Source organism: Neorhizobium sp. BETTINA12A, assembly GCF_023006485.1.
In the GTDB taxonomy this organism is placed as follows: Bacteria; Pseudomonadota; Alphaproteobacteria; order Rhizobiales; family Rhizobiaceae; genus Neorhizobium.
On sequence record NZ_JALBGW010000013.1, the window covers coordinates 53520 to 76239 of the forward strand.

General features: G+C 62.5%; 20 protein-coding genes. 10 read left to right on the forward strand and 10 right to left on the reverse strand.

Annotated features, from left to right (window positions below):
* The first annotated feature begins 17 nt into the window (after window positions 1–17).
* The 7 genes from MOV61_RS06230 to MOV61_RS06260 all read left to right on the forward strand — a co-directional run bounded on the left by MOV61_RS06230 (window position 18) and on the right by MOV61_RS06260 (window position 9121).
* Window positions 18–1724, forward strand: a complete 1707-nt coding sequence (locus MOV61_RS06230) for a methyl-accepting chemotaxis protein (protein WP_247135966.1) — start codon at window positions 18–20, stop codon at window positions 1722–1724.
* A gap of 186 nt (window positions 1725–1910) precedes the next feature.
* Complete coding sequence (locus tag MOV61_RS06235) at window positions 1911–3722, forward strand: methyl-accepting chemotaxis protein (protein WP_247135967.1); 1812 nt, start codon at window positions 1911–1913, stop codon at window positions 3720–3722.
* Between the two features lie 174 nt (window positions 3723–3896).
* Window positions 3897–5822 carry a methyl-accepting chemotaxis protein gene (locus MOV61_RS06240; protein WP_247135968.1) on the forward strand — a complete coding sequence of 642 codons (1926 nt, stop codon included), beginning with the start codon at window positions 3897–3899 and terminating at the stop codon, window positions 5820–5822.
* Window positions 5822–6313 (forward strand): chemotaxis protein CheW, encoded by a 492-nt coding sequence (locus tag MOV61_RS06245; protein WP_038547675.1) that lies wholly within the window; start codon window positions 5822–5824, stop codon window positions 6311–6313. Before MOV61_RS06240 ends, MOV61_RS06245 begins: the two co-directional genes overlap by 1 nt.
* A 38-nt stretch (window positions 6314–6351) precedes the next feature.
* Window positions 6352–7215, forward strand: a complete 864-nt coding sequence (locus MOV61_RS06250; RefSeq protein WP_038547672.1) for a protein-glutamate O-methyltransferase CheR — start codon at window positions 6352–6354, stop codon at window positions 7213–7215.
* 3 nt (window positions 7216–7218) lie between these two features.
* Window positions 7219–8301, forward strand: coding sequence for a chemotaxis response regulator protein-glutamate methylesterase (locus MOV61_RS06255; protein ID WP_038547669.1), 1083 nt, complete (start codon window positions 7219–7221; stop codon window positions 8299–8301).
* Window positions 8302–8416: 115 nt separating this feature from the next.
* A complete protein-coding gene (locus MOV61_RS06260) occupies window positions 8417–9121 on the forward strand; it encodes a ParA family protein (RefSeq protein ID WP_038547666.1) in 705 nt (234 codons plus the stop codon).
* Here the strand turns inward: MOV61_RS06260 and MOV61_RS06265 are convergent, their stop codons facing one another.
* The 9 genes from MOV61_RS06265 to MOV61_RS06305 all read right to left on the reverse strand — a co-directional run bounded on the left by MOV61_RS06265 (window position 9122) and on the right by MOV61_RS06305 (window position 19537).
* Entirely contained in the window at window positions 9122–10168 is a 1047-nt protein-coding gene (locus MOV61_RS06265) for an NAD(P)-dependent alcohol dehydrogenase (RefSeq protein WP_247135969.1), read from the reverse strand.
* Between the two features lie 74 nt (window positions 10169–10242).
* A complete protein-coding gene (locus MOV61_RS06270; RefSeq protein WP_247135970.1) occupies window positions 10243–10983 on the reverse strand; it encodes an SDR family oxidoreductase in 741 nt (246 codons plus the stop codon).
* A 91-nt stretch (window positions 10984–11074) separates the two neighbouring features.
* Window positions 11075–11515, reverse strand: a complete 441-nt coding sequence (locus MOV61_RS06275; RefSeq protein WP_247135971.1) for an aconitase X swivel domain-containing protein — start codon at window positions 11513–11515, stop codon at window positions 11075–11077.
* Entirely contained in the window at window positions 11515–12786 is a 1272-nt protein-coding gene (locus MOV61_RS06280) for an aconitase X catalytic domain-containing protein (RefSeq protein ID WP_247135972.1), read from the reverse strand. Before MOV61_RS06280 ends, MOV61_RS06275 begins: the two co-directional genes overlap by 1 nt.
* Window positions 12787–12796: 10 nt before the next feature.
* Window positions 12797–14134, reverse strand: a complete 1338-nt coding sequence (locus MOV61_RS06285) for an FAD-dependent oxidoreductase (protein ID WP_247135973.1) — start codon at window positions 14132–14134, stop codon at window positions 12797–12799.
* Window positions 14135–14316: 182 nt separating this feature from the next.
* Entirely contained in the window at window positions 14317–15225 is a 909-nt protein-coding gene (locus MOV61_RS06290; RefSeq protein WP_247135974.1) for a LysR family transcriptional regulator, read from the reverse strand.
* An 83-nt stretch (window positions 15226–15308) separates the two neighbouring features.
* A complete protein-coding gene (locus MOV61_RS06295) occupies window positions 15309–16916 on the reverse strand; it encodes an acyl-CoA dehydrogenase family protein (RefSeq protein WP_247135975.1) in 1608 nt (535 codons plus the stop codon).
* 6 nt (window positions 16917–16922) lie between these two features.
* Entirely contained in the window at window positions 16923–17684 is a 762-nt protein-coding gene (locus MOV61_RS06300; protein WP_247135976.1) for an SDR family NAD(P)-dependent oxidoreductase, read from the reverse strand.
* Window positions 17681–19537 carry a feruloyl-CoA synthase gene (locus MOV61_RS06305; RefSeq protein ID WP_247135977.1) on the reverse strand — a complete coding sequence of 619 codons (1857 nt, stop codon included), beginning with the start codon at window positions 19535–19537 and terminating at the stop codon, window positions 17681–17683. The genes MOV61_RS06300 and MOV61_RS06305 overlap by 4 nt, the downstream gene beginning before the upstream one ends.
* Window positions 19538–19670: 133 nt before the next feature.
* Between MOV61_RS06305 and MOV61_RS06310 the strand changes: the two genes are divergently transcribed.
* Genes MOV61_RS06310 through MOV61_RS06320 form a run of 3 tightly spaced genes read left to right on the forward strand, consistent with a single transcriptional unit; the run spans window position 19671 to window position 21834 of the window.
* Window positions 19671–20465, forward strand: a complete 795-nt coding sequence (locus tag MOV61_RS06310) for a crotonase/enoyl-CoA hydratase family protein (protein ID WP_038547642.1) — start codon at window positions 19671–19673, stop codon at window positions 20463–20465.
* A gap of 12 nt (window positions 20466–20477) precedes the next feature.
* Window positions 20478–20933 carry a MarR family winged helix-turn-helix transcriptional regulator gene (locus tag MOV61_RS06315; RefSeq protein WP_038547639.1) on the forward strand — a complete coding sequence of 152 codons (456 nt, stop codon included), beginning with the start codon at window positions 20478–20480 and terminating at the stop codon, window positions 20931–20933.
* A gap of 25 nt (window positions 20934–20958) precedes the next feature.
* Window positions 20959–21834: an amidohydrolase family protein gene (locus MOV61_RS06320; protein WP_038547636.1), complete on the forward strand. Its 876-nt coding sequence runs from the start codon at window positions 20959–20961 to the stop codon at window positions 21832–21834.
* On the opposite strand, the gene MOV61_RS06325 is transcribed toward MOV61_RS06320, so the two are convergent.
* Window positions 21831–22720, reverse strand: an 890-nt coding sequence (locus MOV61_RS06325) for a LacI family DNA-binding transcriptional regulator (protein WP_247135978.1), incomplete at its 5' end; no start/stop codon positions are given. The two genes, MOV61_RS06320 and MOV61_RS06325, sit on opposite strands and share 4 nt — an antisense overlap.

Here is a 22720-nt window from a genome sequence, read left to right on the forward strand (position 1 = left end):
TTTGATGGACTCAAAAAATGCACGCTTCAATCAAATTTAAGCTGGCTTCAGCATTCGGTTTCATCATCATCATGCTGTTGGCGACTGCTACCTATGGCATTTTCAGCCTCAGTAGCCTGAACGACACGCTCGAAAATGTGCTGCAGGGGCCAGCCCTGCGACTGAAACTCGCCCAGAATCTGAACAACGAGCAGCTTCAGCAGATCCGCCAACAGAAGAACCTGCTTCTGGCGGCGAATCCCGGCGAGATACAGGGATATATCGCGAAGAGTGACGAGGCCCGCCGTGTATTCGATGAGACGCTCAAGGCGGTTGAAGCCCGCGCGACCGAACAGGGCAAAGTCCTTTGGGGCAAGCTCTCCGCCTTCACAGCGGAATTCCGCAAGCAGGATGACCACATCCGCACCCTGATGCTGGGTGGAGATACAAGCTCGGCACTGCGTATTTCAACCACTGAGGCACGCACCGTCACCAACGAGATCGATGCTTTGCTCTCCGACGTGGTCAAACTCGAAGAAGGCCGGCTCGACGACGCCAACAAACAGTCGGATGTGGATTATGCTCAGACCCGACTGATCATGATCTCGGTCGCGGCAACCGCTTTCCTGATCGCCTTGCTGGCCGCCCTCTGGATCGCCCTTTCGATCAACAAGGGCCTGCGCAATGCGATCGGGGCAGTGCAGAACGTCGCCGACGGCGACCTGACCCGCTTCGCCGCCATCTCCAGCAGGGACGAGATCGGTGAACTGCTCGGCTTCGTCAACACCATGATCGAGCGCCTGCGCGGCGTCGTCGGCGATGCGCTCGCCGCTTCCGACAACGTCTCCTCGGGCAGCCAGGAACTGTCGGCAAGTTCGGAACAGCTGAGCCAGGGCGCCACCGAACAGGCCTCGTCGGCCGAAGAAGCATCCGCCTCGATGGAGCAGATGGCGGCCAATATCAAGCAGAACGCCGACAACGCCGCGCAGACGGAAAAGATCGCCCGCCAGTCGTCGCGTGACGCCGAAGCGTCGGGCCAGGCGGTAGGACGCGCCGTCCATGCAATGCGCACGATCGCGGAAAAGATCTCGATCGTCCAGGAAATCGCCCGTCAGACCGACCTTCTCGCTCTGAACGCCGCGGTCGAAGCCGCACGTGCCGGCGAACACGGCAAGGGTTTTGCGGTCGTCGCCTCGGAAGTCCGCAAGCTTGCCGAACGCAGCCAGGCTGCCGCCGCCGAGATCAGCGCGCTTTCAGGTGAGACCGTGCAGGTTGCCACCGAAGCCGGCGAGATGCTCAACAAGCTGGTGCCGGACATCCAGAAGACCGCCGAGCTGGTCTCGGAAATCTCCGCCGCCTGCCGTGAGCAGGATGTCGGTGCCAGCCAGATCAACGAAGCGATCCAGCAACTCGACAAGGTGACCCAGCAGAACGCCGGCGCCTCTGAAGAAATGTCGGCGACTTCGGAAGAACTTGCCTCGCAGGCAGAAGAACTGCAGGCCTCGATCGCCTTCTTCCGGGTGGATCAGTCCGGCAGCAAACAGGCCAAACAGGCAAAGCGCGCTCCGGTCGCCTCCACCGCCCGCAAGCCGATGGCAAAACCCACGCAGGCACGCGCTGCGGGACAACACCACAAGGGCGACCATTCGGTCCTCAGCCAGCAAGCCCGCGCCAAGGGTTTTGCCCTCGACATGTCGATGGGCGGGCCGGATGCCGATGACGCGGACTTCCGCGAAAGCGCCTGAGGGAACTGAACCGATCCCGGATTGACAGGAATTCGGGATCGTCTCTTGCATGTAGGCGGGAGAATATCCGGGCAACCGGACTATCGCAGAAGGGTGAATGTATCGGTCTTCTCGTTTTCAACCGCGTCCCCCCGCCTGGAGGGACGCATCGACTGATGCACTTCATTGCCTTGAGGGGATAGGGCTATGCGATTTACGATCAAAGCCAAACTGACATTGGCCTTCGGCTTTCTTGTCAGCATGCTGGTTGGTACGGCCGGCTACGGAATATATAGCCTTGGCGCCGCCAATGAGGCCATGACTTACGTCACGGACGTCGCGGCGACGCGGCTCGATAAAGTCCAGCAGATGAACATCCTGTCGCTCAATCGCATCCGCGCGCAGAAGAACATGCTGCTTGCCACCTCGCCGCAGGAGATCGAAAAGTTCCTCGGCGACGGCGACAAGCTGGAGTTGCAGTTCATCACGCTGCTGAACGAACTGGCTTCGACCGCATCGGCAGACCAGAAGCCGTTCTGGGATGAAACGCGCGGTCTCGCGACGACCAACCAGGCTGCGAACGACAAGGTCGATGCCGCCGCCAAGCGCGGCGACATGCAGCAAGCACTCGCTCTCTCGGCTGGAGAAAGCCGCAAGGCGATCACCGAACTCTCCGCGCAGCTGGATGAATCCGTCCAAATCAATCGCGACCGGATGCAGAAGGCCAATGATGAAGCCGAAGCCACCTATTGGACCACGCGCAGCCTGATGATCACAATCGCGGTCGTTGCCGTCATTACGGCAGCGGCGACAGCGTTCTGGATCGCCCTGGGCATCGGCAGAGGCCTTACCAAGATCATGGGCGTCGCCCGGGCCGTGTCGATCGGCGATCTCAATCAGAACGTCGAAATCAAGACAAATGACGAGATCAAGGATCTGGTCGATACCATCAACACGATGACGGCCAACCTGCGCAACACGGCGACCATTGCCGATCAGATCGCCAATGGTGATCTGACCGTTTCACCGAAACCGCTCTCCGACAAGGACACGCTCGGTCTTGCGCTTGAAAGCATGGTGGAACGCCTGCGCGGCGTGGTCGGCGACGCTCTTTCGGCGGCGGACAATGTCTCTTCGGGCAGCCAGGAACTGTCGGCAAGCTCCGAGCAGCTGAGCCAGGGCGCCACCGAGCAGGCCTCATCGGCCGAAGAAGCTTCCTCTTCGATGGAGCAGATGGCAGCCAACATCAAGCAGAACGCCGATAACGCCGCCCAGACGGAAAAGATCGCCCGCCAGTCGTCGCGTGACGCCGAAGCGTCGGGCCAGGCCGTCGGACGCGCCGTCGGTGCCATGCGCACGATTGCCCAGAAGATCTCGATCGTCCAGGAAATCGCTCGCCAGACCGACCTTCTTGCTCTGAATGCTGCGGTGGAAGCCGCCCGTGCCGGCGAACACGGCAAGGGTTTTGCGGTCGTCGCCTCAGAAGTCCGCAAGCTTGCCGAACGCAGCCAGGCTGCTGCCGCCGAGATCAGCGCGCTTTCAGGTGAGACCGTGCAGGTCGCCACCGAAGCCGGCGAGATGCTCAACAAGCTGGTGCCGGACATCCAGAAGACCGCCGAGCTGGTCTCGGAAATCTCCGCCGCCTGCCGCGAACAGGATGTCGGTGCCAGCCAGATCAACGAAGCGATCCAGCAGCTCGACAAGGTGACCCAGCAGAACGCCGGTGCCTCGGAAGAAATGTCGGCGACTTCGGAAGAGCTCGCCGCTCAGGCGGAAGAACTGCAGGCCTCGATCGCATTCTTCAAGGTCGAACGGGCGGGCGCAAAAGCGCGGCCGCAGCCGGGCGCCAAGGCTCACACAACAGCAAAGCCTGGCCCAAAACAGCCGTCTAAGGCTCCTGCGCCCCGTCCGGCCGGCCATTCCGTCGCAGCTCAGCAGTCACGCGCCAAAGGATTTGCTCTCGATCTGTCGATGGGCGGTCCCGACGGTGATGACGACGACTTCCGGGAAAGCGCCTGAGCGCTCACCCCAACCAATGAGCGGGGCCGTCAGGCGGCCCCGCGATAGCCAGCGTTATTGCGTTGGTGCGAGCAACGAAACGACTGCCGTTAGGAAGTATCCTGATCGTGAGGCTTTCTCGATCGCATCCGAGATGAAGCATTCCCCGACCTGAAGGATTTCGGAGACCTTAAAATGCGGTTTACTATCAAATTGAAGCTGGCATTCACTTATGGCTTGGTCATAGCGCTGCTAATCGGCGTGGCGGGCTTCGGAATATACAGCTTGTCCAACCTGAACGACGCGATCGGCAAACTGATCGCCGGGCCGGCGGCGCGTTTGGAAACCGCGCAGGACCTGGGCAATATCCAGCTTCGCCTGACCCGGGCGCAGCTCAATATGGTAAATGCAAGCAATCCCAAGGACTTCGACACCTATGCCGAAGCCAGTGACCGTAACCAGCAGAACTTCAAGACGATACTTGAGAAACTTGCCGGCCTTGCCTCTACAGAGGAAGGCAGGCAGGCTTGGAGAGATGTCGGCCTCAAGTTTCAGCAGATCGTGACTCTCGACACCCGAATCCGCGATCTTGTCAAGGCCGGCAAGTCCAACGAAGCGGTCGTGATCATCGCAGGCCAAGGCCGAGAGCTGATCGACGAGATCGAAAGCGCCATCGACAAGCGCGTCCAGGCCGCAAAGAACCAAATGGCTGCAACGGATCAGGCCACGGACGAACAATACAACAGCACGCGTAATCTTGTCCTCGCCATCGCCTCTCTGGCAACGATCGTGGCGATCGCCGCCGCCCTCTGGATCGCTTTCGGCATCAGCCGAGGCCTGAAAAAGATATCCTTGATCGCCAATGCCGTGGCGATCGGAGACCTCAACCAGAAGGTCGAGGTCAAGACCAATGACGAGATCAAGGACCTCATCGATACGGTCAACGTGATGACCGGCAATCTCCGCAATACGGCGGCGATCGCCGAGCGTATTTCCGAGGGCGACCTTTCGGTCGATGCCAAGCCGCTTTCCGACAAGGATACGCTTGGGCTCGCCATGCAGAGCATGGTCGCCAATCTGCGGACCACGGCGCACGTGGCCGACCAGATCGCCAATGGCGACCTGACCATTTCGCCAAAGCCACTCTCCGAGAAGGACACGCTCGGTCTTGCGCTGCAGAGCATGGTGGAACGTCTTCGAGGTGTCGTGGCCGACGCGCTTGCAGCGTCAAACAACGTCTCTTCGGGCAGCCAGGAACTGTCGGCAAGTTCGGAACAGCTGAGCCAGGGCGCCACCGAGCAGGCCTCGTCGGCTGAAGAAGCCTCCTCTTCGATGGAGCAGATGGCAGCCAACATCAAGCAGAACGCCGATAACGCCGCCCAGACGGAAAAGATCGCCCGGCAGTCGTCGCGTGACGCCGAAGCGTCCGGCCAGGCTGTCGGACGCGCCGTCGGCGCCATGCGCACGATTGCCCAGAAGATCTCGATCGTCCAGGAAATCGCCCGCCAGACCGACCTTCTTGCTCTCAACGCCGCGGTCGAAGCCGCCCGTGCCGGCGAACACGGCAAGGGCTTCGCGGTCGTCGCCTCAGAAGTCCGCAAGCTTGCCGAACGTAGCCAGGCTGCCGCCGCCGAAATCAGCGCGCTTTCGGGCGAGACCGTGCAGGTCGCCACCGAAGCCGGCGAGATGCTCAATAAGCTGGTGCCGGACATCCACAAGACCGCGGAACTCGTGTCGGAAATCTCCGCCGCCTGCCGTGAACAGGACATCGGTGCTTCGCAGATCAACGAAGCGATCCAGCAGCTCGACAAGGTGACACAGCAGAACGCCGGCGCCTCTGAACAGATGTCCGCGACTTCAGAAGAACTCGCCGCTCAAGCGGAAGAACTGCAGGCCTCGATCGCATTCTTCAAGGTCGAACGGGCCGGGTCCAAGCAGCGAAACCAGCCGGCCCCGACCGCCAAGCCCGCACCGGCGAAGGCCAAGACCCAGCCGCCGGCAAAGGCTTATTCGGCCGGCCACTCGGTGACCGCACAACAGGCCCGCGTGAAAGGTTTTGCCCTCGACCTGTCGATGGGCGGCCCGGACGCGGACGATGACGATTTCAGGGAGAGCGCGTAATGGCAGTCATATCCTCCGAATCCCAATTCGTGACCTTCAGCCTCGGCGACGAGATTTTTGCGGTCCCCGTCGAGGTGGTCCGCGAGATTCTCGACCACGAGGAACCCTTCAAGATCCCACACGGCCCGGAATACCTGCTCGGCCTGCGCGATGTGCGCGGACAGGGCGTGCCTGTGATCGACCTTCGTCTTCGCCTTGGCATGACGAGGACGGTCAAGACGCCACATACGCGCATCCTGGTGCTCGACGTGCCGGTCGCCGATCGCGTCCTGGTGCTGGGCCTCGTCGCAGACCGGGTCTTCGAGGTCGTGCCGTTCCGCAAGGAACAGATCGAGACGGCACCGGATATCGGCGTGCGCTGGCGCTCCGATTATATCGCCGGCGTGGTGCGGCGGGAGAGCGGTTTCGTCGTCGTCGTCGATCTTGCACGGCTATTTTCGGATTCCGGATCGGCTCTCGCCGATGTGGGGCCGCAGTCTCAGGTCGCATGACGGAATTGGCATAACCGAATAGGTTCTTGTACGGGGGCATGTGCGTGAATGCAGCAATGAGAAGCCAGCCGCTCGATGATCGGCTGAGCAAGCGCAACTTCGATCTGCTTTCGAAGTACATCTACGACTATAGCGGCATCAAGATGCCGCACAGCAAGATGACGATGCTGGAGGGGCGGCTTCGCCGGCGCCTGCGGGTCACGGCCATGCCGACCTTCGACAGTTATTGCGACTATCTGTTCAAGCACGGCGGCATTGAAGCGGAGTCGATCTTCCTCATCGATGCGGTGACCACCAACAAGACCGATTTCTTCCGCGAGCCGAAGCATTTCGACTACATGGTACAGACGGCGCTGCCGGACATCCTGAAGACCTATGCCGACCGGCGCATCCGCACCTGGAGTTCCGCCTGCTCGACGGGCGCCGAACCCTATACGATGGCCATGGTGCTTTCGGAATTTCTGAGTTCGTCGACGCCGGAACGCGACTATTTCGTGCTTGCTACCGATCTTTCGACCGACGTGCTGCAGAAGGCCCAGCGCGGCATCTACCAGAGCGATCTCCTGGCACCCGTTCCGGCAGACATGATGAACAAATATGTCATGCGGCCATCCGACAAGCGACGGCAGGAGATGCGAATTTCGCCGAAACTGCGCTCCCGCGTTGGTTTCGCCCGGCTGAACCTGATGGACGAGGCCTATCCCATCGGCGATCCGATGCACATGATCTTCTGCCGCAATGTGCTGATCTATTTCGACAAGCCGACTCAGCAGCACGTGCTGTCGCGCCTTTGCGAAGCCCTGCTTCCGGGAGGCTATCTGTTCATCGGTCACTCGGAAACCGTGACCGGCTTCGATCTGCCGATCCGGCAGGTGGCAAATACTGTGTTCAAGCGGGTATGAACCATGACCGGCAAAATTCGAGTTCTGATCATCGATGACTCAGCCAGCGTCCGCCAGACCCTGACGGCCGTCCTGTCGGCGGATCCGGATATCGAAGTCATCGGCGCGGCCAGCGATCCCTTCATGGCGGCGCGCAAGCTGCGCGAGGAAATTCCCGACGTCATCACGCTCGATGTGGAAATGCCGCAGATGGACGGCATCACTTTTCTCCGCAAGCTGATGGCGCAGCATCCCATCCCGGTGGTGATGTGTTCGTCGCTGACCGAAAGCGGCTCGGAAACGCTGATGCAGGCGCTTGAAGCGGGCGCCGTCGACGTTATCCTGAAACCGAAGATCGGCGCGGCCGACCACCTCGCCGAGTCCGGCGAAAGGATCCGCACCGCGGTCAAGGGAGCCGCACGCGCCCGCGTCGGCCGGCTGCGTCCGTCGCGCATTTCCGAAGGCGGCACGACCGCCAAGCTTACGGCCGATGCGATGCTTCCGCCTCCCAAGCTCGGAGCCATGGCGAAGACCACCGAAATGGTCGTCTGCGTCGGCGCCTCGACTGGCGGAACCGAAGCTCTGCGCGAGCTTCTCGAAGCCCTGCCGGCCAATTCTCCGGGCTTGGTCATCGTCCAGCATATGCCGGAAAAATTCACCGCCGCCTTCGCCAAGCGTCTCAACAGCCTTTGCGAAGTCGAGGTCAAGGAAGCAGCCGAAGGCGATCCGGTATTGCGCGGCCATGTGCTCATCGCGCCTGGCGACAAACATATGCTGCTCGAACGGCGCGGCGCGCGTTATGAAGTCTCGGTCCGCTCGGGTCCGCTCGTCAGCCGGCATCGCCCTTCCGTCGACGTGCTGTTCCGGTCCGCCGCCCGCTCGGCTGGCGCCAACGCGATGGGCGTGATCATGACCGGCATGGGCGACGACGGCGCCCGCGGCATGAACGAGATGCATCAGGCAGGCGCCTATACGGTGGCCCAGGACGAGGCGTCGTCGGTGGTCTTCGGCATGCCCAAGGAAGCCATCGCCCATGGCGGCGTCGACAAGGTCGTGTCGCTCGAACAGATCGCCCGGGAAATCCTCGCCGCCGATCGTCGCCGGTAAGATCTGGCAACGGATTTTCACGTCTCGTTAACCATGTTTGGCAAGAATGGGGCAACGCATCATGAGGGTGCGGTGAGAGAGCAATCTTACGCTCGTAGCCGGACAGGGACCCAAGATGCCAGTCATTACCTTTGCCAACACCAAGGGCGGAGCGGGCAAGACCACCGCTGTGCTCCTTCTTGCAACAGAACTCGTTGAGCAGGGCTACCGCGTCACGATCCTGGATGCCGATCCGCAATACTGGATCACCCGCTGGCACATGCTCTCGCCGCATAACGACAAACTCAACGTCATTTCCTACGTGACGCAGGCCTCGATCGACCGGCATATTTCCGAAAACCGCCACAAGACCGATTATTTCGTGCTCGATCTTCCCGGTGCGCAGAGCCCGCTGCTCGCCAAGGCGATCGGCCTCTCCGACCACGTGCTGATCCCGATCCAGGGCTGCGCCATGGATGCCCAGGGCGGTGCAAACGTGCTTGAACTGCTGCGCTATCTCGAAGAAAAGGCCAATCTTCACGTGCCGCACTCGGTCGTGCTGACCCGCGTCAACTCGATGGTCACCACCCGTGCGCTGCTGGCGGTGAAGATGCTGCTCGCCGAGCGCAAGGTCGAAGTGCTGGACACGCCGATCATCGAACGTGCCGCCTTCCGCGACATCTTCGATCTTGGCGGTACGCTCTACACGATGGACGAAAACCGCATCAGCAATCTCGACAAAGCCCGGCAGAACGCCCGCCTGTTCGCGCTCGAAATGCTCCGCCGCGTGCCACTTCACAAGCCGGCATCGCTTTCGAAGCGCTTTACCCGCGCCGCCTGATCAGGCCTTGCTGTTCAGCACGATCTGCAGCTTGACGTCCGATGGATGTCCGGCGGCGGCTCGCTCGAAGGCCTTGATCGAATCCTTGAAATCGAAGACGCCGGTGATCAGCGGCTTCAGGTCCACCTTGCCCGAGGCGATCAGTTCCAGCGCCCGGTCGAAGATGTTGGCGTAACGGAACACGGTCTCGAAGCGAACCTCCTTGGAGATGGCGCCTGCGACGTCCAGCGGCACCGGCTCGACCGGCAGGCCGACCAGCACGAAGGCGCCACCGGGCCGTACCAGGTCCAACATACCGGAATAGGCCCTCGGGCTGCCGCTCGCCTCGAACACCACATCCGCGCCCCAGCCGCCGGTCTGCTCGGCGATGACTTCCGCGAACGGCCGTTCGGTAATGTTGACGGGGATGATGCCCGGATACTGGCCGGCGATCTTCAGCTTGTCGGGGCTCAGATCCGAAATGAACACGCGGGCGCAACCGCCCGCGAGTGCCGCCAGCGCCACCATGATGCCGATCGGGCCGGCACCGATCACCGCACCGACATCGCCGGGTTGGATGCGGGCGCGGCTGGCGGCCTGCATGCCGATCGCGAACGGTTCCACCATGGCGCCTTCGGCAAAGGAAACATTGTCCGGCAGCTTGTAGGTGAAGGCCGCAGGGTGGATGACTTCCGGCGTCAGCACCCCGTGGATCGGCGGCGTCGCCCAGAAACGGACATCTGGATCGACGTTGTAGAGACCGAGCTTGGAAGCGCGGGACGAAAGGTTCGGCACGCCGGGCTCCATGCAGACGCGGTCACCAACCTTCAAGGTCTTCACCTCGCTGCCGACCTCGACGACGATGCCGGCCGCCTCATGGCCGAGCACCATCGGCTCGCGCAGAACAAAGGGCCCGATCGCGCCGTGGGTGTAATAATGAACGTCGCTGCCGCAGACGCCGACCGTATCGATGGCGATCTTCACGTCCCCCGGCCCGATGTCGGTCGGAAGATCGATTTCCCTCAACGAGAGGACGCCTTTTTTCTCGAGCACCAGTGCCTGCTGCATGGGATGTTTCCTTCCGATTATTTTCTGACGCTGGTCGAGCTTCCGGGCAAGATCAAGGCGGCCGGCGGCCGATCTCAGCCGCGGCCGGCGTAGGGCATGCCGTTTGCCATCACCGTCATGAACAGGACATTGGCCTCCAAAGGCAATCCGTCCATATAGAGCACCGCATCGGCCACGTGTTTCGGGTCCATGACCGGCTCCACGGCAGTCGTCAGATCGGCTTGCAGCGCGCCTTCCTTCATCCGCACCGTCATCGGCGTGTCGGCATTGCCGATATCCACCTGACCGCAGACGATGTTCAGCGGCCGCCCGTCGAGCGCGATCTGGCGGGTCAGACCGGTAATGGCGTGTTTGGTGGCGGTATAGGCGGCTTGGTACGGGCGCGGCACATGGGCCGAAATCGAGCCGTTGTTGATGATCCGCCCGCCGCCCGGGCTCTGCCGCCGCATCATCCCGAAGGCCGCCCGGGCGCAATAGAAGGCGCCATTGAGGTTGAGGTCGATGACGGCGCGCCAGGTTTCAAGCGGCAATTCGTCGATCGGAACGGCCGGCGTGCCGCGGCCGGCATTGTTGAACAGAAGATCGAGACGACCATAGGCTTCTTGCGTCGCCGCAAACAAGGCGTCGACGGCTGCTGGATCGGTGACGTCCGTCGGCACCACCAGCGATTCCCCGCTGGCCAGTTCCGCCGTACCCCGCAACTCGCTCTCGCGCCGGCCGGCGAGCACAGTCCGATAGCCTGCGTTCAAAAGCCCGATGGCGACGGCCCTGCCAACGCCCGAGCCGGCGCCGGTTACGATCGCTACTTTCGACATGTCCACTCCTCCTTGTCCGTTTCGCCGCATCTTATAGTCGGCGATGGGTATGGCCGTCGAGTGGGCAGGCCTGCGAGAGCGAACATCGCTTTCAGGATTTCTTGGTTACGGTCACCGTGCCGGCATCGGCATCGACCACTACCCAGTCGCCGGTCTCGATCACATCGAGCGGGTCCTGATCGAGCTCGGTGATCGCCGGAACGCGGGTGACGACGGCGCCGAGCGCGATCTTGGTGGTCATCCGCGTAAAGATCATCGCCGCCGGCTGGACGCCGTTTAGCCGAGTCATGTGGAAATAGGCCGACCAGCCGGACGAGCCTTTCGCGCCCGGAAAAACCAGAATCTTGCCGGCGAAGGAGACGCCGCGCATCTCATGCCGACGCTCGATGACCGTGCCGGTGCGCTCGTTGATGCCACCCCAGCCGGAGATCGTCTCGGTCGTGACAAGCGCCTCGCCCTCGGCGCGGCCGGCCACCACCTTGCGGCCCTTGAGCTCGATGGTTCCGGGTTTTGCTTCTGTTACGATATCCATCAGACCCTCCCGTTCCACTCACCCGTCAAGGCGGCATCGACGCAATCGCTGACCGAGCCGAACCAGCCCTGCACGCCGGTGATCGCCGGCAGGTAATGCGCCTGCTTGGCCGAATCGGTGGCGATGACCTTGGTCCCAGCCGGCAGCCGGCGGGAAATGGCGGGACAGGTATCGCTCATGACGACCCCGCCGGCTTCGCGGATGACGTCGATATAGCCGTTGCGCTCGGCGACCTGCTTGATCGCCCGCGGTGTGTGCACCCAGAGCTGCACATCCGAATGGATCTTCTTGTCCTCGAGCATATGGGCGATCAGCGCCATCTGGTCGATGGAGTTGTGCGGACAGCCGAGCATGATGAAATCGACTTTTTTCTCGGTCGAGCTCTGCAACTTCTCATAGGTCTCGCGGCGTTCCTTGGCACCGTAGCGGAACGTGCCCTTGACCTTAAGGCCGCCGAAGGCTTCCTCGATCGAATCCGCTTCCGGCGTGATGCCGGGGATATGATACATCTCGACACCGCCGGACGAAGCGGCGGCTGCGCCAAAATGCTTGAGCTTGATGAGGTCGGGCTGGCGGCCCGTGCGCTTCAGGACCGGGATTTCCTCACCGATCACCTCGCCGATATAATAACCAAGCAGGCCCCAATCCATCATGTCGTCGACCTCGATATCGAGCTCGACCAGATGGGTGCCTCGGCGGTTTTCGGTGATGTGGAAACCCCAGTAAGGAATGCGGCCGGTCAGCGCCGCAGCGCCGGTGCTTTCCTTGCCCTCGACATTGGTGCGGGCGCCGAGCACCGAGTTGCAGTAGATGACGGCCGACGATTCCATCCAGGCGCAGTGTTCGCCCTTCACCGGTACATTGCCCACCTGATAGGGCGTGCAGGTGGCGAACATGTTGACGCCGCGCCGCCCCAGGTACTTCTCATTGGCGCGCTGCATGTCCACAAGCGCCTTGTCGACGCCCTGCAGTTCCCAATTGTCGTTGTCGATGCCGGTGATGAGCTGGCAGGTATGCGCCACCATATGCGGCACCTCGACAACTTCGTCGCTGTCGAGGTTGAGCTCTGAATAGACGTGCTCCATGCCCTTTTCGGCGATCGCCTGCACGGAGGGCGTCGAGGCGTTGAAGGCGCCGGCGACATTGTTGGTCTCGACCAGCCGTTCGGCGCCGAGCGCTTCGCCGTAACGAACCAGCAGGTCCATGGCGCGCGCCTTGGCGCGGCCGTGCTCGCCGTCATACATGGCCTTTTCGTGATCCGTCAGGTTCATCGCGTCCTCCTCACGATGCGGCGCGCATTTTCGCGTCGGCCCACCGATAATGCTTCTTTTCGACGTTGTCGGAAACCCGCTCGCGCAGCGCATCGCGGTCGATCTGGTGCACGCTGCCGGTGCCGGCAAGGTCGAGCGCGTTGGCGGCCGCCATGCCCATGGCGATGCACGGGCCCATGACGCGGATGCTCGAAAGTGCAGCGGAATCCGCGTCGACGCAGCGGCCGGCGGCGGCAATGTTATCGCACTCGCCGGGCGTCAGGCTGCCGAGCGGAATGTAATGGGCATGCTCTTCGTCGAAAGTGATCCAGTGGTGGCCGTCGCCATGGTCATGCAGCTCGATCGGCCAGGCGGTGCGGGCAACGGCGTCGTCGAACTTGGTGCCGGCCTTGATCTCGTCGACGGTCAGGTGATGGCTGCCGGCGATCCAGCGGGTCTGACGGATGCCCGGCAGGCCGAAGGAGCGGATGCGGGCATTGCCGAAGCATTCCGGGAATTCCGTCTTCAGGAACTCCACGGCGCGGGCCGCCTGGTCCTTGCCTTCCAGCGCCTTCCTGGACGCCTCGACCGGATCGAGCGGGGTTTCCACATGGGTCATGTTCATGGCGGCGATACCGCGGCCCGGGATGGTGAAGCCGAGGCCTTCCCGGCGTAGCAGGCCGTAGCTTGCCGCCTTTTCCTTCATCCGGTCGCCGATCTCGTAACGGGTCGGCTGCCTGGCTTCGTCGATGTTTTCCAGCACCACCATCTGCGTACCGAAAACGCCGCCCTTTTCCGGCTGGCGGCAGGCGAAACCGGCCTGCCAGACGAGCGCCGCATCGCCGCTCGCCTCCACCCAGCCGGTCGCCTCGATGGACACGCCGCCATAACGGGTCATGAAATCGGTCTGGACGACACGGCGGCCTTCGACATGCACGTCGAGGATCTGCGCGCCGAGCACGACATCGATGCCGGCATCCAGAATGCTACTCTCCATCCAGCGACCGAGGACTACTTCGTCGTAGTAAACGACCGTGGTGTTCGGGCCATGGCGGTAATAGATCGACCGGTCCTGGCTTTCAAGATGGGCAAGCAACTTGTCGGCAATGCCATAGGTGAACTGGTAGCCATGCGTGCCGTTCGAAAACAGGCCGCAGAACGTGGCGATGATCGAATTGACCGCCTGCCCGCCGAGCGCCGCCTGGCCATCGACGATGACTACCTTGCGGCCAAGCTTGGCGGCTTCGAGTGCGGCCGAAATCCCGGCGATGCCGGCGCCGACGACGCAGATATCCGCCTTGAGCCTGCGGAACGGCGCCGACTTCTCGCGTCGGACGATCCGCGTTTCCCTGCTCAGCGTCTCCGCCATCGAACCCTCCCGTACAGCCTGCGCCCTCCCGGCGCTTTGGGGATGATCGTAACCCAAGCCGCCTCGCCTTGAACCCGGCAAGTGATGCGATCAGCTTTCTTGTTTCGAGAAAGGTCCCGCCGAAGGATTTCAGCGGTTTGGTCTAGCGAAAGGCGGAAAGCTGCGGATGCATCCGGATTTTCTTAGAACATCGGAATGACCTGATCCGGCACCCCTTCCGAAAACCGCTTCTGCACGTAGGATATGAACTCGGACACCACGACCTTGTTCATCTTGATCCTGGGCACGGACGCCTTGACCCAGAGCGGCTCGACCGGAAATTCCGGCATCACCTCCTCGAGCGTGCCGCTATCGAGATCCGACCGAGCGAGGAACCTGGGCAGGATCGCCAGTCCCAGCCCCTGACGGGCAGCGGCAAGCAGGACCCGGCTGTCATTGGCCGTGAAATTCGAGGTGATCTCCACGTTGATCGTGCTCGTCTCCATCTGGAAGGTCCAGGTCGTGCCGATCGTGTGGAAGGTGATGCATTCGTGGCCGACGAGTTCAGTAGGCGTCTTGGGCCGCTTGCGGCTTGCCAGATAGTCCCGCGATGCGCAGAGGACGCGTGGATATGGGCAAAGCGGGTGGTCGATCACGTACGCGTAGGATTGAGGCAGCGCGCCGATCGCCACGTCGAACCCCTCCTCGAGCGGATTGACCGAACGGTCGATTAGCACGATCTCCATCTTCACCCGCGGATTGGCGGCTTGGAACGCGGCGCAGATATCGCCGAAGAACATCGAGGTCAGCGTCGTCGGCGCCTTGATGCGCAGCGAACCGGTCAGCCCGAGTTCGTGGGTGTTCGGCGTCGCCAGTGTCTCCTCGATCTCGCCGACCAGGAGTTGCAGGCGCGGCCTCAGCCGCTCACCGTCGAGCGTCAGGGCCAGCCGTCTTGTGGTGCGCACGAAAAGCTGGGTGTTCAGATGGTCTTCGAGCCGCTTCACTCGCTTGGTGATGACCGAGGTCGCGACACCCAAGTCACGGCCGGCGGCGGAAAAACTGCCGGCGCGGGCGGTTGCCAGGAATGCGCCGATATCGAGAAGTATGTTCACTGTCTTTCTCGTTTCGAGAAAAAATCCGAGCCGGTATCACGCGCATATTTTCCGGGGTTCCGCAACTCCGGCCGCGTTCCATATCAGCCGCAACGTGCGCTGTGGAAATCGAACTCCGCAGCCAGTCTCCGGACCGCACCTGTTTCCGAGATCCGCAATGCCATCCATATGGACACTGCCGACCAGGCGGCCCGCATATAGCTGTCAGCGCGGTAGAGGGCGGCATCCGGATCGCTCTGAAGCTCCGTCATCCGCCCGCTCAAGCGCTCGAACCCATCGAGGGCCGCGAGAGCCTGTTCCGATGCCGCCGGATGTTCGGCGATGTAGGCGTCAATTTCGTCGCGTGCCTTCTCGAGGAAAAGCGCGAGCCCCCGCCCCTTGTCCCGCCAGAGGCGGCGGGTCAGGAAATCCAGCGCCTGCATGCCCGTCGTGCCCTCATAAATGGTCATGATGCGGGCATCGCGAAGATATTGTTCGAGCGGCCAATCCCGGGTGTAACCGACGCCGCCAAGCACCTGGATCGCCGCATTCGCTGTCTCGAACCCCGCCGCTGCGCCAAAATTCTTGATCAGCGGCAGCATCCAGCCGGTAAAGTCCTCCAGGCCGGACTCGGGCTCCAGCCGGGCAATATCCATTGTCGTGGCAAGTTCGAGAATGGCGGCGCGCAGGATTTCCGTGGAGCTGCGGATCTCATGCAGCTGGCGCTGCACGTCCGGATGGCTCGATATCGGCACCGGCGGCTGATCTGGCCGTCCGCCCTGACGGCGCTCCTTGGCATAGTCCTCGGCAATATCGGCCGCGGCGGAGGCAATGCCCAGTCCCTGGCAGCCGGTGAGCAGCCGCATCAGCTCGATCATGGTGAAAAGCTGCGGCAGGCCGCGCCCTTCGCGGCCGAGCATGGTGCCTTGGGCATTGTCGAACCGCATGGCGCAGGTGGGCGAGCCATGCAGGCCCATCTTCTCCTCGATTCGATCGACCGAAACCCCATTCGGCTGACCATCGATGAGGTTCGGCACCAGAAACAGGCTGATGCCGCGCGTGCCGGGCTGGTCGTTGGTGCGGGCGAGCAGGCAATGACCGATGCGGGTTGCCATGTCGTGATCGCCGAAGGAGATCCAGATCTTCTGGCCGGTGATCAGCCATTCGCGATCGCTGAGTTCGGCCTTCGTGCGCAGCCGGCCGACGTCGGAACCCGCTTCCGGTTCGGAAATGCAGATCGTCGCCGCCCATTCGCCGGTGCTAAGTTTCGGCACCCATTCGTTTGCGGTCGCCTCGTCGGCGGCTTCAGCCAGAAGATGTGCCGCCGCGCGGGTGGAGCCGGCCGCCATCATCAGCGCCACGCAGCCGCGCTCGAACAGCGGCGCGCAGGCCGCATGCAAGGTCAGCGGAACGGCCTGGCCGCCGAATTTCTCGGCCACGTCCATGCCCAGCCAGCCGGCCTCGGCATATTGCCGGAAGGCGTCGGCAAAGCCATCCGGCGTCCTCACCCGACCGTCGACCATCCTCGCACCGATCCGGTCGCCCACCGCATTCAGCGGCGCCAGCACGCCCTCGGCAAAACTCGCCGACTCCCCGATAATCGCGGCAACCGTCTCGTCGTCGCAATCCTCACGGAGCTCTTTCAGCCGGTGCCAGCCCGGCGTCAGAGCCAGGATGTCCAGCGTTCGGTCGGCCTGATCCGCAAACGACATCGCCGGTCACCGCGGCTGCATGCGCAGTGCGCCGTCGAGCCGGATCACTTCGCCGTTGACATACTGGTTCTCGATCACGAACCGCACCGCGTCGGCAAACTCGCCGGGATCGCCGAGCCGGGACGGATAGGGAATCGCGCTGGCAAGGCTGTCCTGGGCTTCCTGTGGCAATTCGTAGAGCAGCGGCGTCAGGAAGATGCCGGGTGCTACAGTGTTGACCCGCACGCCGAAACGGGAGAATTCGCGCGCCGCCGGCAAAGCCAGCGAAACGATGCCGCCCTTGGAGGCCGCATAGGCCGCCTGGCCGATCTGTCCCTCGAAGGCGGCGACCGAGGCGGTGTTGACGATGACGCCACGTGCCTTGTCGTCGCGCTCGGGCAGGCCAGACATGCGATCGGCCGCAAGCCGCATCATGTTGAACGTACCGATCAGGTTGACGCGGATGACCCGCTCGAAATCGGCAAGCGGCATCGGGCCATTTTTGCCGACGATGCGCCCCGCCGTGCCGATACCGGCGCAGTTGACGAGGATGCGCAAGCCGTCACTGGCCTTCGCCGCAACGTCGAGCGCCCGAGCCGCATCGTCCTCGCTGGTCACGTCGCCCGAGAGCGCCACGCCGCCGATCTCGGTCGCGACCTTTTCGGCTGCAGCCTGGTTGCGGTCGAAGACATGCACCACGGCCCCGAGTTTCGCGAGCAGCCGTGCCGTCGCCTCGCCGAGCCCCGATCCACCACCGGTGACGACGGCGCTTGTTCCTTCGATCCTCATGCCGCAAGCTCCTTGCCGACCCGGATGACCCCCGGCGCATCGCCATACAGTTCCTCGACGAGATCGCCGCGATGGGCGAGCACGGCGCGTTGATTGATCGAGCCCTTGTCGGTTACCTCGCCCTTCTCGAAACGCAACGGCTGGGTCATCAGCATCATGCGCATGACGCGCGTTGCCGAACCGCTCGACTGGCGCTGATGTTCCTTCAGCCGCTCGATGATCGCCGCCCTTACCTTCGGATGGGCAACCACCGCCTCGTCGGAAAGGGCAGTGTCGCCGCCGATCAGTTCGCGCAGTGCCGGCATGAAGGGCACCGCCAGCGCCCCGAGCTCGGCCCGGTTCTCGCCGGTGATGACTGCATCGCGGATCAACCCGCCAAACTGATTGACGAGCTGTGCCCGCAACACGCCGACCGCCACCCAGGTGCCGGTCTGCAGCTTGAAGTTTTCAGCCGTACGGCCGTCGAAATAGAACCCCTGGCGCGGATCGCCGGGCACGGCGAACTTTACAGCGTCGCCGATCCGGTAAAAACCTTCGTCGTCGAAGGCTTCTTTGGTCAGTTTCTCGTTGCGCCAGTAACCTGGGGTGACGTTCGGACCCTTGAGGCGCAGTTCGTATTTGTCGTCGATCGGCACCAATTTCATGGTGACCCCCTGGCCGGGGACGCCGATATTGCCGGGCTTTTCCTGCGGCTCGGTGCAGAAAATCGCGAACGGCGCGGTCTCGGTGGAACCGATGCCGGTGCCGAGCGGCACCTGTTCGCCGATCGTCATTTCGGAAAGCTCGATCAGCGCATCCCAGGTATGCTGCGCCATGCCGGCGCCGGCATACATCAAGAGCTTCAGGTCCTTGAAGAAGGTCTTGCGAAGCCCCTCGTCCTCGCGCATCGCCTGGATCAGCATCTCGTAGCCGGCGGGAACGTTGAAATACCAGGTCGGCGAGATTTCCTTCAGGTTGGCGATCGTCTGGGCCATCAGCGCCGGGCTCGGCTTGCCGCGGTCGATGTAATAGGTGCCGCCGTTATAGATGGCGATGTTGAACACCTTGTTGCCGCTGGCGGTGTGGTTCCAGGGCGCCCAATCGACTAGGACCGGCGGCTCGTCGCGGAAATAGGAATAGCAGTCAGTCACCATCTCCTGGTTGGAGCATAGCATGCGCTGCGTCTGGATCACCGCCTTGGGCGAGCCGGTCGTGCCCGAGGTGAACAGGAATTTCGCAACCGTATCCGGCCCGACTGCGTCAAAAGCCTTGTCCACGGCCACTGTCGGCTCGGTCTTGAGGATGTCGTCGAGAAGATAAGTGCCGGACCGGCCCTCGGGCAGGTTACGCATCCCGGCAAACGGGATATCCGCTCCGAAAGCCGTATCGACAGCGTTGCGGAAAGCAGCCGCGTCGTCGGCGAATATCAGGCCGGGGGTGATCTGCCTGGCGATGTCGTGCAGCTTTGAAAAGTCCGAGGAGATGGTCGCATAGGCCGGCGCAATCGCCGCCGAAGGGATACCGACATGCTGGGCGCCGAGCGCCATCAGCGCATGCTCGATCGAGTTTTCCGAAAGGATGACAAGCGGATTTTCGGCCGAGAGCTTCATGTCCAGCAGGAACTGGCCGATGCGGCGCACCTGATCCAGCGCCTGCGCAAAACTCACCCTGCGCCACTCGGCCGTCCCTTCGCGATCCGCCATCCAGGTGCGGTCGGGTGCGGTTTTCGCCCAATGGATCAGCCGCTCGTTGAGCTTGTCGGGATAAGGTCCGAGCGGATCCTCACGCCAGACCACGAACTCGCCGTTCGGCCGCTCTTCCCAGCCGACCACAGGCGACCACAGCTTCACGTCACGCACAGGTTTTCCGCTCATGACTTCTCCTCCCAGACGTCGATGCTCCCTATCGGGCTCCCAAAATTTGTTTACAAAGAAACAATCTCCCTGTAAACGATCAAAAACTGATGACGGGCTGGGGAGCGTCCGTTGCTGGAGGAGAATGCATAAAATGGCCGATCATACGGCAACCAGCTTCGTGACCTATGAGCTCAAGGGCAATGTTGCCCATATAGGTCTCAATCGTCCGGAAAAGCGCAATGCGATCAGCGACCGTTTCGTTGAAACGATCGCCGAGACCGTGGCGCGCGCCGAAAGCGAGGCGAAAGCCGTCGTGCTGTTCGGCCATGGCGATCACTTCTGCGCCGGGCTCGACCTTGCCGAACACGTCAAGAAAACGCCGATCGAAGGCGTGCGCGGTTCGCGCCGCTGGCATGCGGTGTTTGCCGGCATCGAACATGGCACGATCCCGTGGATTTCAGCCCTGCATGGGGCGGTGGTCGGCGGTGGCCTCGAACTGGCGTCCGCCACCCATATCCGGGTTGCGGACAAGTCCGCCTTTTTCGCCCTGCCGGAAGGCCAGCGCGGCATCTTCGTCGGCGGCGGCGGTTCGGTGCGGGCCGCACGGCTGATGGGCGTCGCCCGCATGACCGACATGATGCTGACCGGCCGTGTCGCTTCGGCGGAAGAGGCGGAGCGCTGGAACCTGGCGCAATACGTCGTCGAAAAGGGCATGGCCCGGCAAAAGGCGCATGAGCTTGCGGAAGCCGCCGCCAGCAACGCCGAAATTTCCAACTACGCGGTGCTCAACGCGTTGCCGCGAATCCAGGACATGGCCAAGGAAGACGGACTTTTCGTCGAATCCTTCATCGCCTCCTTCACCGCCACCAGCCCTGAGGCCGAAGAGCGTCTGCGCGCCTTCCTGGAAAAACGCGCTGCGCGCTTGAAGGCGCCGGGCTCGGCATAAGGGGGAACGCCCATGGACATGCCGATCCGCACCGCAGACGAGGTCGAACTCGACCGGCTCAATTCTGCGCTCGGTTTCCTGATGCGGCTGGCGCAGCTCAAGATCTACGAGCGTTTTTTCGAAGAGGTCGGCGAACACAATCTGAAGCCGGGGGAATTCTCCGTGCTTTGGGTCATTCTCCACAATCCCGGCATCCGCCAAAGCGTGCTCGGCCAACGGCTGATGATCAAGCGGGCTCATATGACCAAGCTGATCCGGGCGCTGGAGGATCAGAACCTCGTTTCTCGGAAGGTGCCGGATGGCGATCGCCGCGCCGTGGAGATCACGCTGACGCCGGAAGCGGTGACAAGGGTGAAGCAGGCGAGCCAATGGTTCTTCACCTACGAAGAGTCGGTCGGCGCCAACCTTACCGGTGACGAGCGCCAACAACTGACGTCCCTGCTGCGGAAATTCGTAGGCCTGGGCTGAATTTAAGGATCGGGAGGAGCGAACCTTGAACATCGACGAGCTGATCGCCATCGACGTCCACACCCATGCGGAAGAGCCCTGCTGCGGCCCGCGCGACGACGGCTATGACCAATTCCAGGCCGGCATGGCCAAATATTTCAAGAACCCGGCCGGCCACAAGGGCATGCTGCCGACGGTGAACGAGACTGCCGTCTATTACCGCGAACGCAAGATCGGCTGCGTGATCTTTCCGGTCGATGCCGAGCGCGAGACCGGTTTCCGGCGTTACAACAACGAAGAAGTGGCGATGATCGCTGCCGAAAACAGCGACATCATGATCCCGTTCGCGTCGATCGACCCCGCCAAGGGCAAGATGGGCGCCCGCGAGGCGCGCCGGCTGGTGCGGGAATTCGGCGTCAAGGGTTTCAAGTTCCACCCGACCATGCAGGCCTTCTATCCGAACGACCGGATGGCCTACCCGCTCTACGAGGCGATTGCCGAAGAGGGTGCGATCACGCTGTTCCATACGGGCCAGACGGGCGTCGGCGCCGGCATGCGCGGCGGCATGAACATGCGGCTCAAATATTCCAACCCGATCTATCTGGACGACGTGGCGGCGGATTTTCCCGACATGCCGATTATTCTCGCGCACCCCTCCTTCCCCTGGCAGGAAGAGGCGCTTTCGGTCGCGACCCACAAGCCGAACGTCTATATCGACATGTCCGGCTGGTCGCCGAAATATTTTCCGGCGATCCTGGTGCAGTACGCCAACTCGATCCTGAAGCACAAAATGCTGTTCGGCTCGGACTGGCCGGCGATCACCCCGGACCGCTGGATGGCGGATTTTGCCGCAATCTCGATCAAGGACGAGGTGCGGCCGCTGATCCTCAAGGAAAACGCCCGCAAGCTGTTGAAGCTTTAAACCGGGACGAAACTCTTTCGCACGACCAGTTCGGGGATCACCCGCTCGTAGCCCGGCGAAGCGTCCGGGTTTCCGAGGCGCCGTTCCAGAAGCTCGACGGCCCGCAGCGCCATGGTGACCGGGTCCTGGCGGAAGGTGGTGAGGCTGTAGCTCAGCCAGGCCGCTTCCGGCACGTCGTCGAAACCGATCACCGCAACGTTTTCCGGGACGCGCAGTTTCTTCTCGATGCGAATGAAATCCATCAGTCCGAAGGCAATCTGGTCGTTGGCGCAGAACACCGCATCCGGGCTTTCATCACCGGCAAACAGCTCGCGGGCGGCGGCTATGCCGCTGTCATAGTCGGAATCAGGCCCCCCGGCGGACTGGACTTCGGCGCCGAGCGACCGCGCCGCCGCCGTGAAGGCATTTTCGCGTTCGACGATGCTCGGCGTCCCCGATTGCGAACCGACAACGGCGAGGCGCCGACGGCCGGCATCGAAAAAGGCATTGGCGGCCTTGCGCGAGGCCTCGGAATTGCCGGCGCGGACATGATCGGCATCCGGTTCCGAACGGCCGATCACCACCAACGGCTGGCCGTTGCGCTGGGCGAGTTCGAAGAAGCTTGCGGGCGGTGAACCGGAGAGGATGATCGTCGCCTCGGCGCGGTGGCCGATCAGCATTTTCTGGGCGGCCAGCAATTCCTCTTCCGCCTGTCCGGTATTGATGAGGATCGGGATGCTGCCACGCTGGATCAGCGCCTTGGCGAGTGCCGCGGTCAGATGGGCACGGAAACCGACTTCCGGCTTGGTCGCGACGATGCCGACAAGCCGGCTCTGGTTGGCAAGCACGCCGCGGGCGAGGTCGTTGACGTGGTAGCCGAGCTCTTCCGCCGCCCGCAGCACCTTTT

Excerpts from the sequence above, each read along its gene's own strand:
- MOV61_RS06245 (WP_038547675.1), top strand. The coding sequence starts at position 5,822 with ATGGCAGTCATATCCTCCGAATCCCAATTCGTGACCTTCAGCCTCGGC.
- MOV61_RS06285 (WP_247135973.1), bottom strand. The coding sequence starts at position 14,134 with ATGGCGGAGACGCTGAGCAGGGAAACGCGGATCGTCCGACGCGAGAAG.
- MOV61_RS06270 (WP_247135970.1), bottom strand. The coding sequence starts at position 10,983 with ATGTCGAAAGTAGCGATCGTAACCGGCGCCGGCTCGGGCGTTGGCAGG.
- MOV61_RS06275 (WP_247135971.1), bottom strand. The coding sequence starts at position 11,515 with ATGGATATCGTAACAGAAGCAAAACCCGGAACCATCGAGCTCAAGGGC.
- MOV61_RS06305 (WP_247135977.1), bottom strand. The coding sequence starts at position 19,537 with ATGAGCGGAAAACCTGTGCGTGACGTGAAGCTGTGGTCGCCTGTGGTC.
- MOV61_RS06235 (WP_247135967.1), top strand. The coding sequence starts at position 1,911 with ATGCGATTTACGATCAAAGCCAAACTGACATTGGCCTTCGGCTTTCTT.
- MOV61_RS06295 (WP_247135975.1), bottom strand. The coding sequence starts at position 16,916 with ATGTCGTTTGCGGATCAGGCCGACCGAACGCTGGACATCCTGGCTCTG.
- MOV61_RS06310 (WP_038547642.1), top strand. The coding sequence starts at position 19,671 with ATGGCCGATCATACGGCAACCAGCTTCGTGACCTATGAGCTCAAGGGC.
- MOV61_RS06265 (WP_247135969.1), bottom strand. The coding sequence starts at position 10,168 with ATGCAGCAGGCACTGGTGCTCGAGAAAAAAGGCGTCCTCTCGTTGAGG.
- MOV61_RS06240 (WP_247135968.1), top strand. The coding sequence starts at position 3,897 with ATGCGGTTTACTATCAAATTGAAGCTGGCATTCACTTATGGCTTGGTC.
- MOV61_RS06250 (WP_038547672.1), top strand. The coding sequence starts at position 6,352 with ATGTGCGTGAATGCAGCAATGAGAAGCCAGCCGCTCGATGATCGGCTG.
- MOV61_RS06280 (WP_247135972.1), bottom strand. The coding sequence starts at position 12,786 with ATGAACCTGACGGATCACGAAAAGGCCATGTATGACGGCGAGCACGGC.
- MOV61_RS06300 (WP_247135976.1), bottom strand. The coding sequence starts at position 17,684 with ATGAGGATCGAAGGAACAAGCGCCGTCGTCACCGGTGGTGGATCGGGG.
- MOV61_RS06230 (WP_247135966.1), top strand. The coding sequence starts at position 18 with ATGCACGCTTCAATCAAATTTAAGCTGGCTTCAGCATTCGGTTTCATC.
- MOV61_RS06315 (WP_038547639.1), top strand. The coding sequence starts at position 20,478 with ATGGACATGCCGATCCGCACCGCAGACGAGGTCGAACTCGACCGGCTC.
- MOV61_RS06260 (WP_038547666.1), top strand. The coding sequence starts at position 8,417 with ATGCCAGTCATTACCTTTGCCAACACCAAGGGCGGAGCGGGCAAGACC.
- MOV61_RS06255 (WP_038547669.1), top strand. The coding sequence starts at position 7,219 with ATGACCGGCAAAATTCGAGTTCTGATCATCGATGACTCAGCCAGCGTC.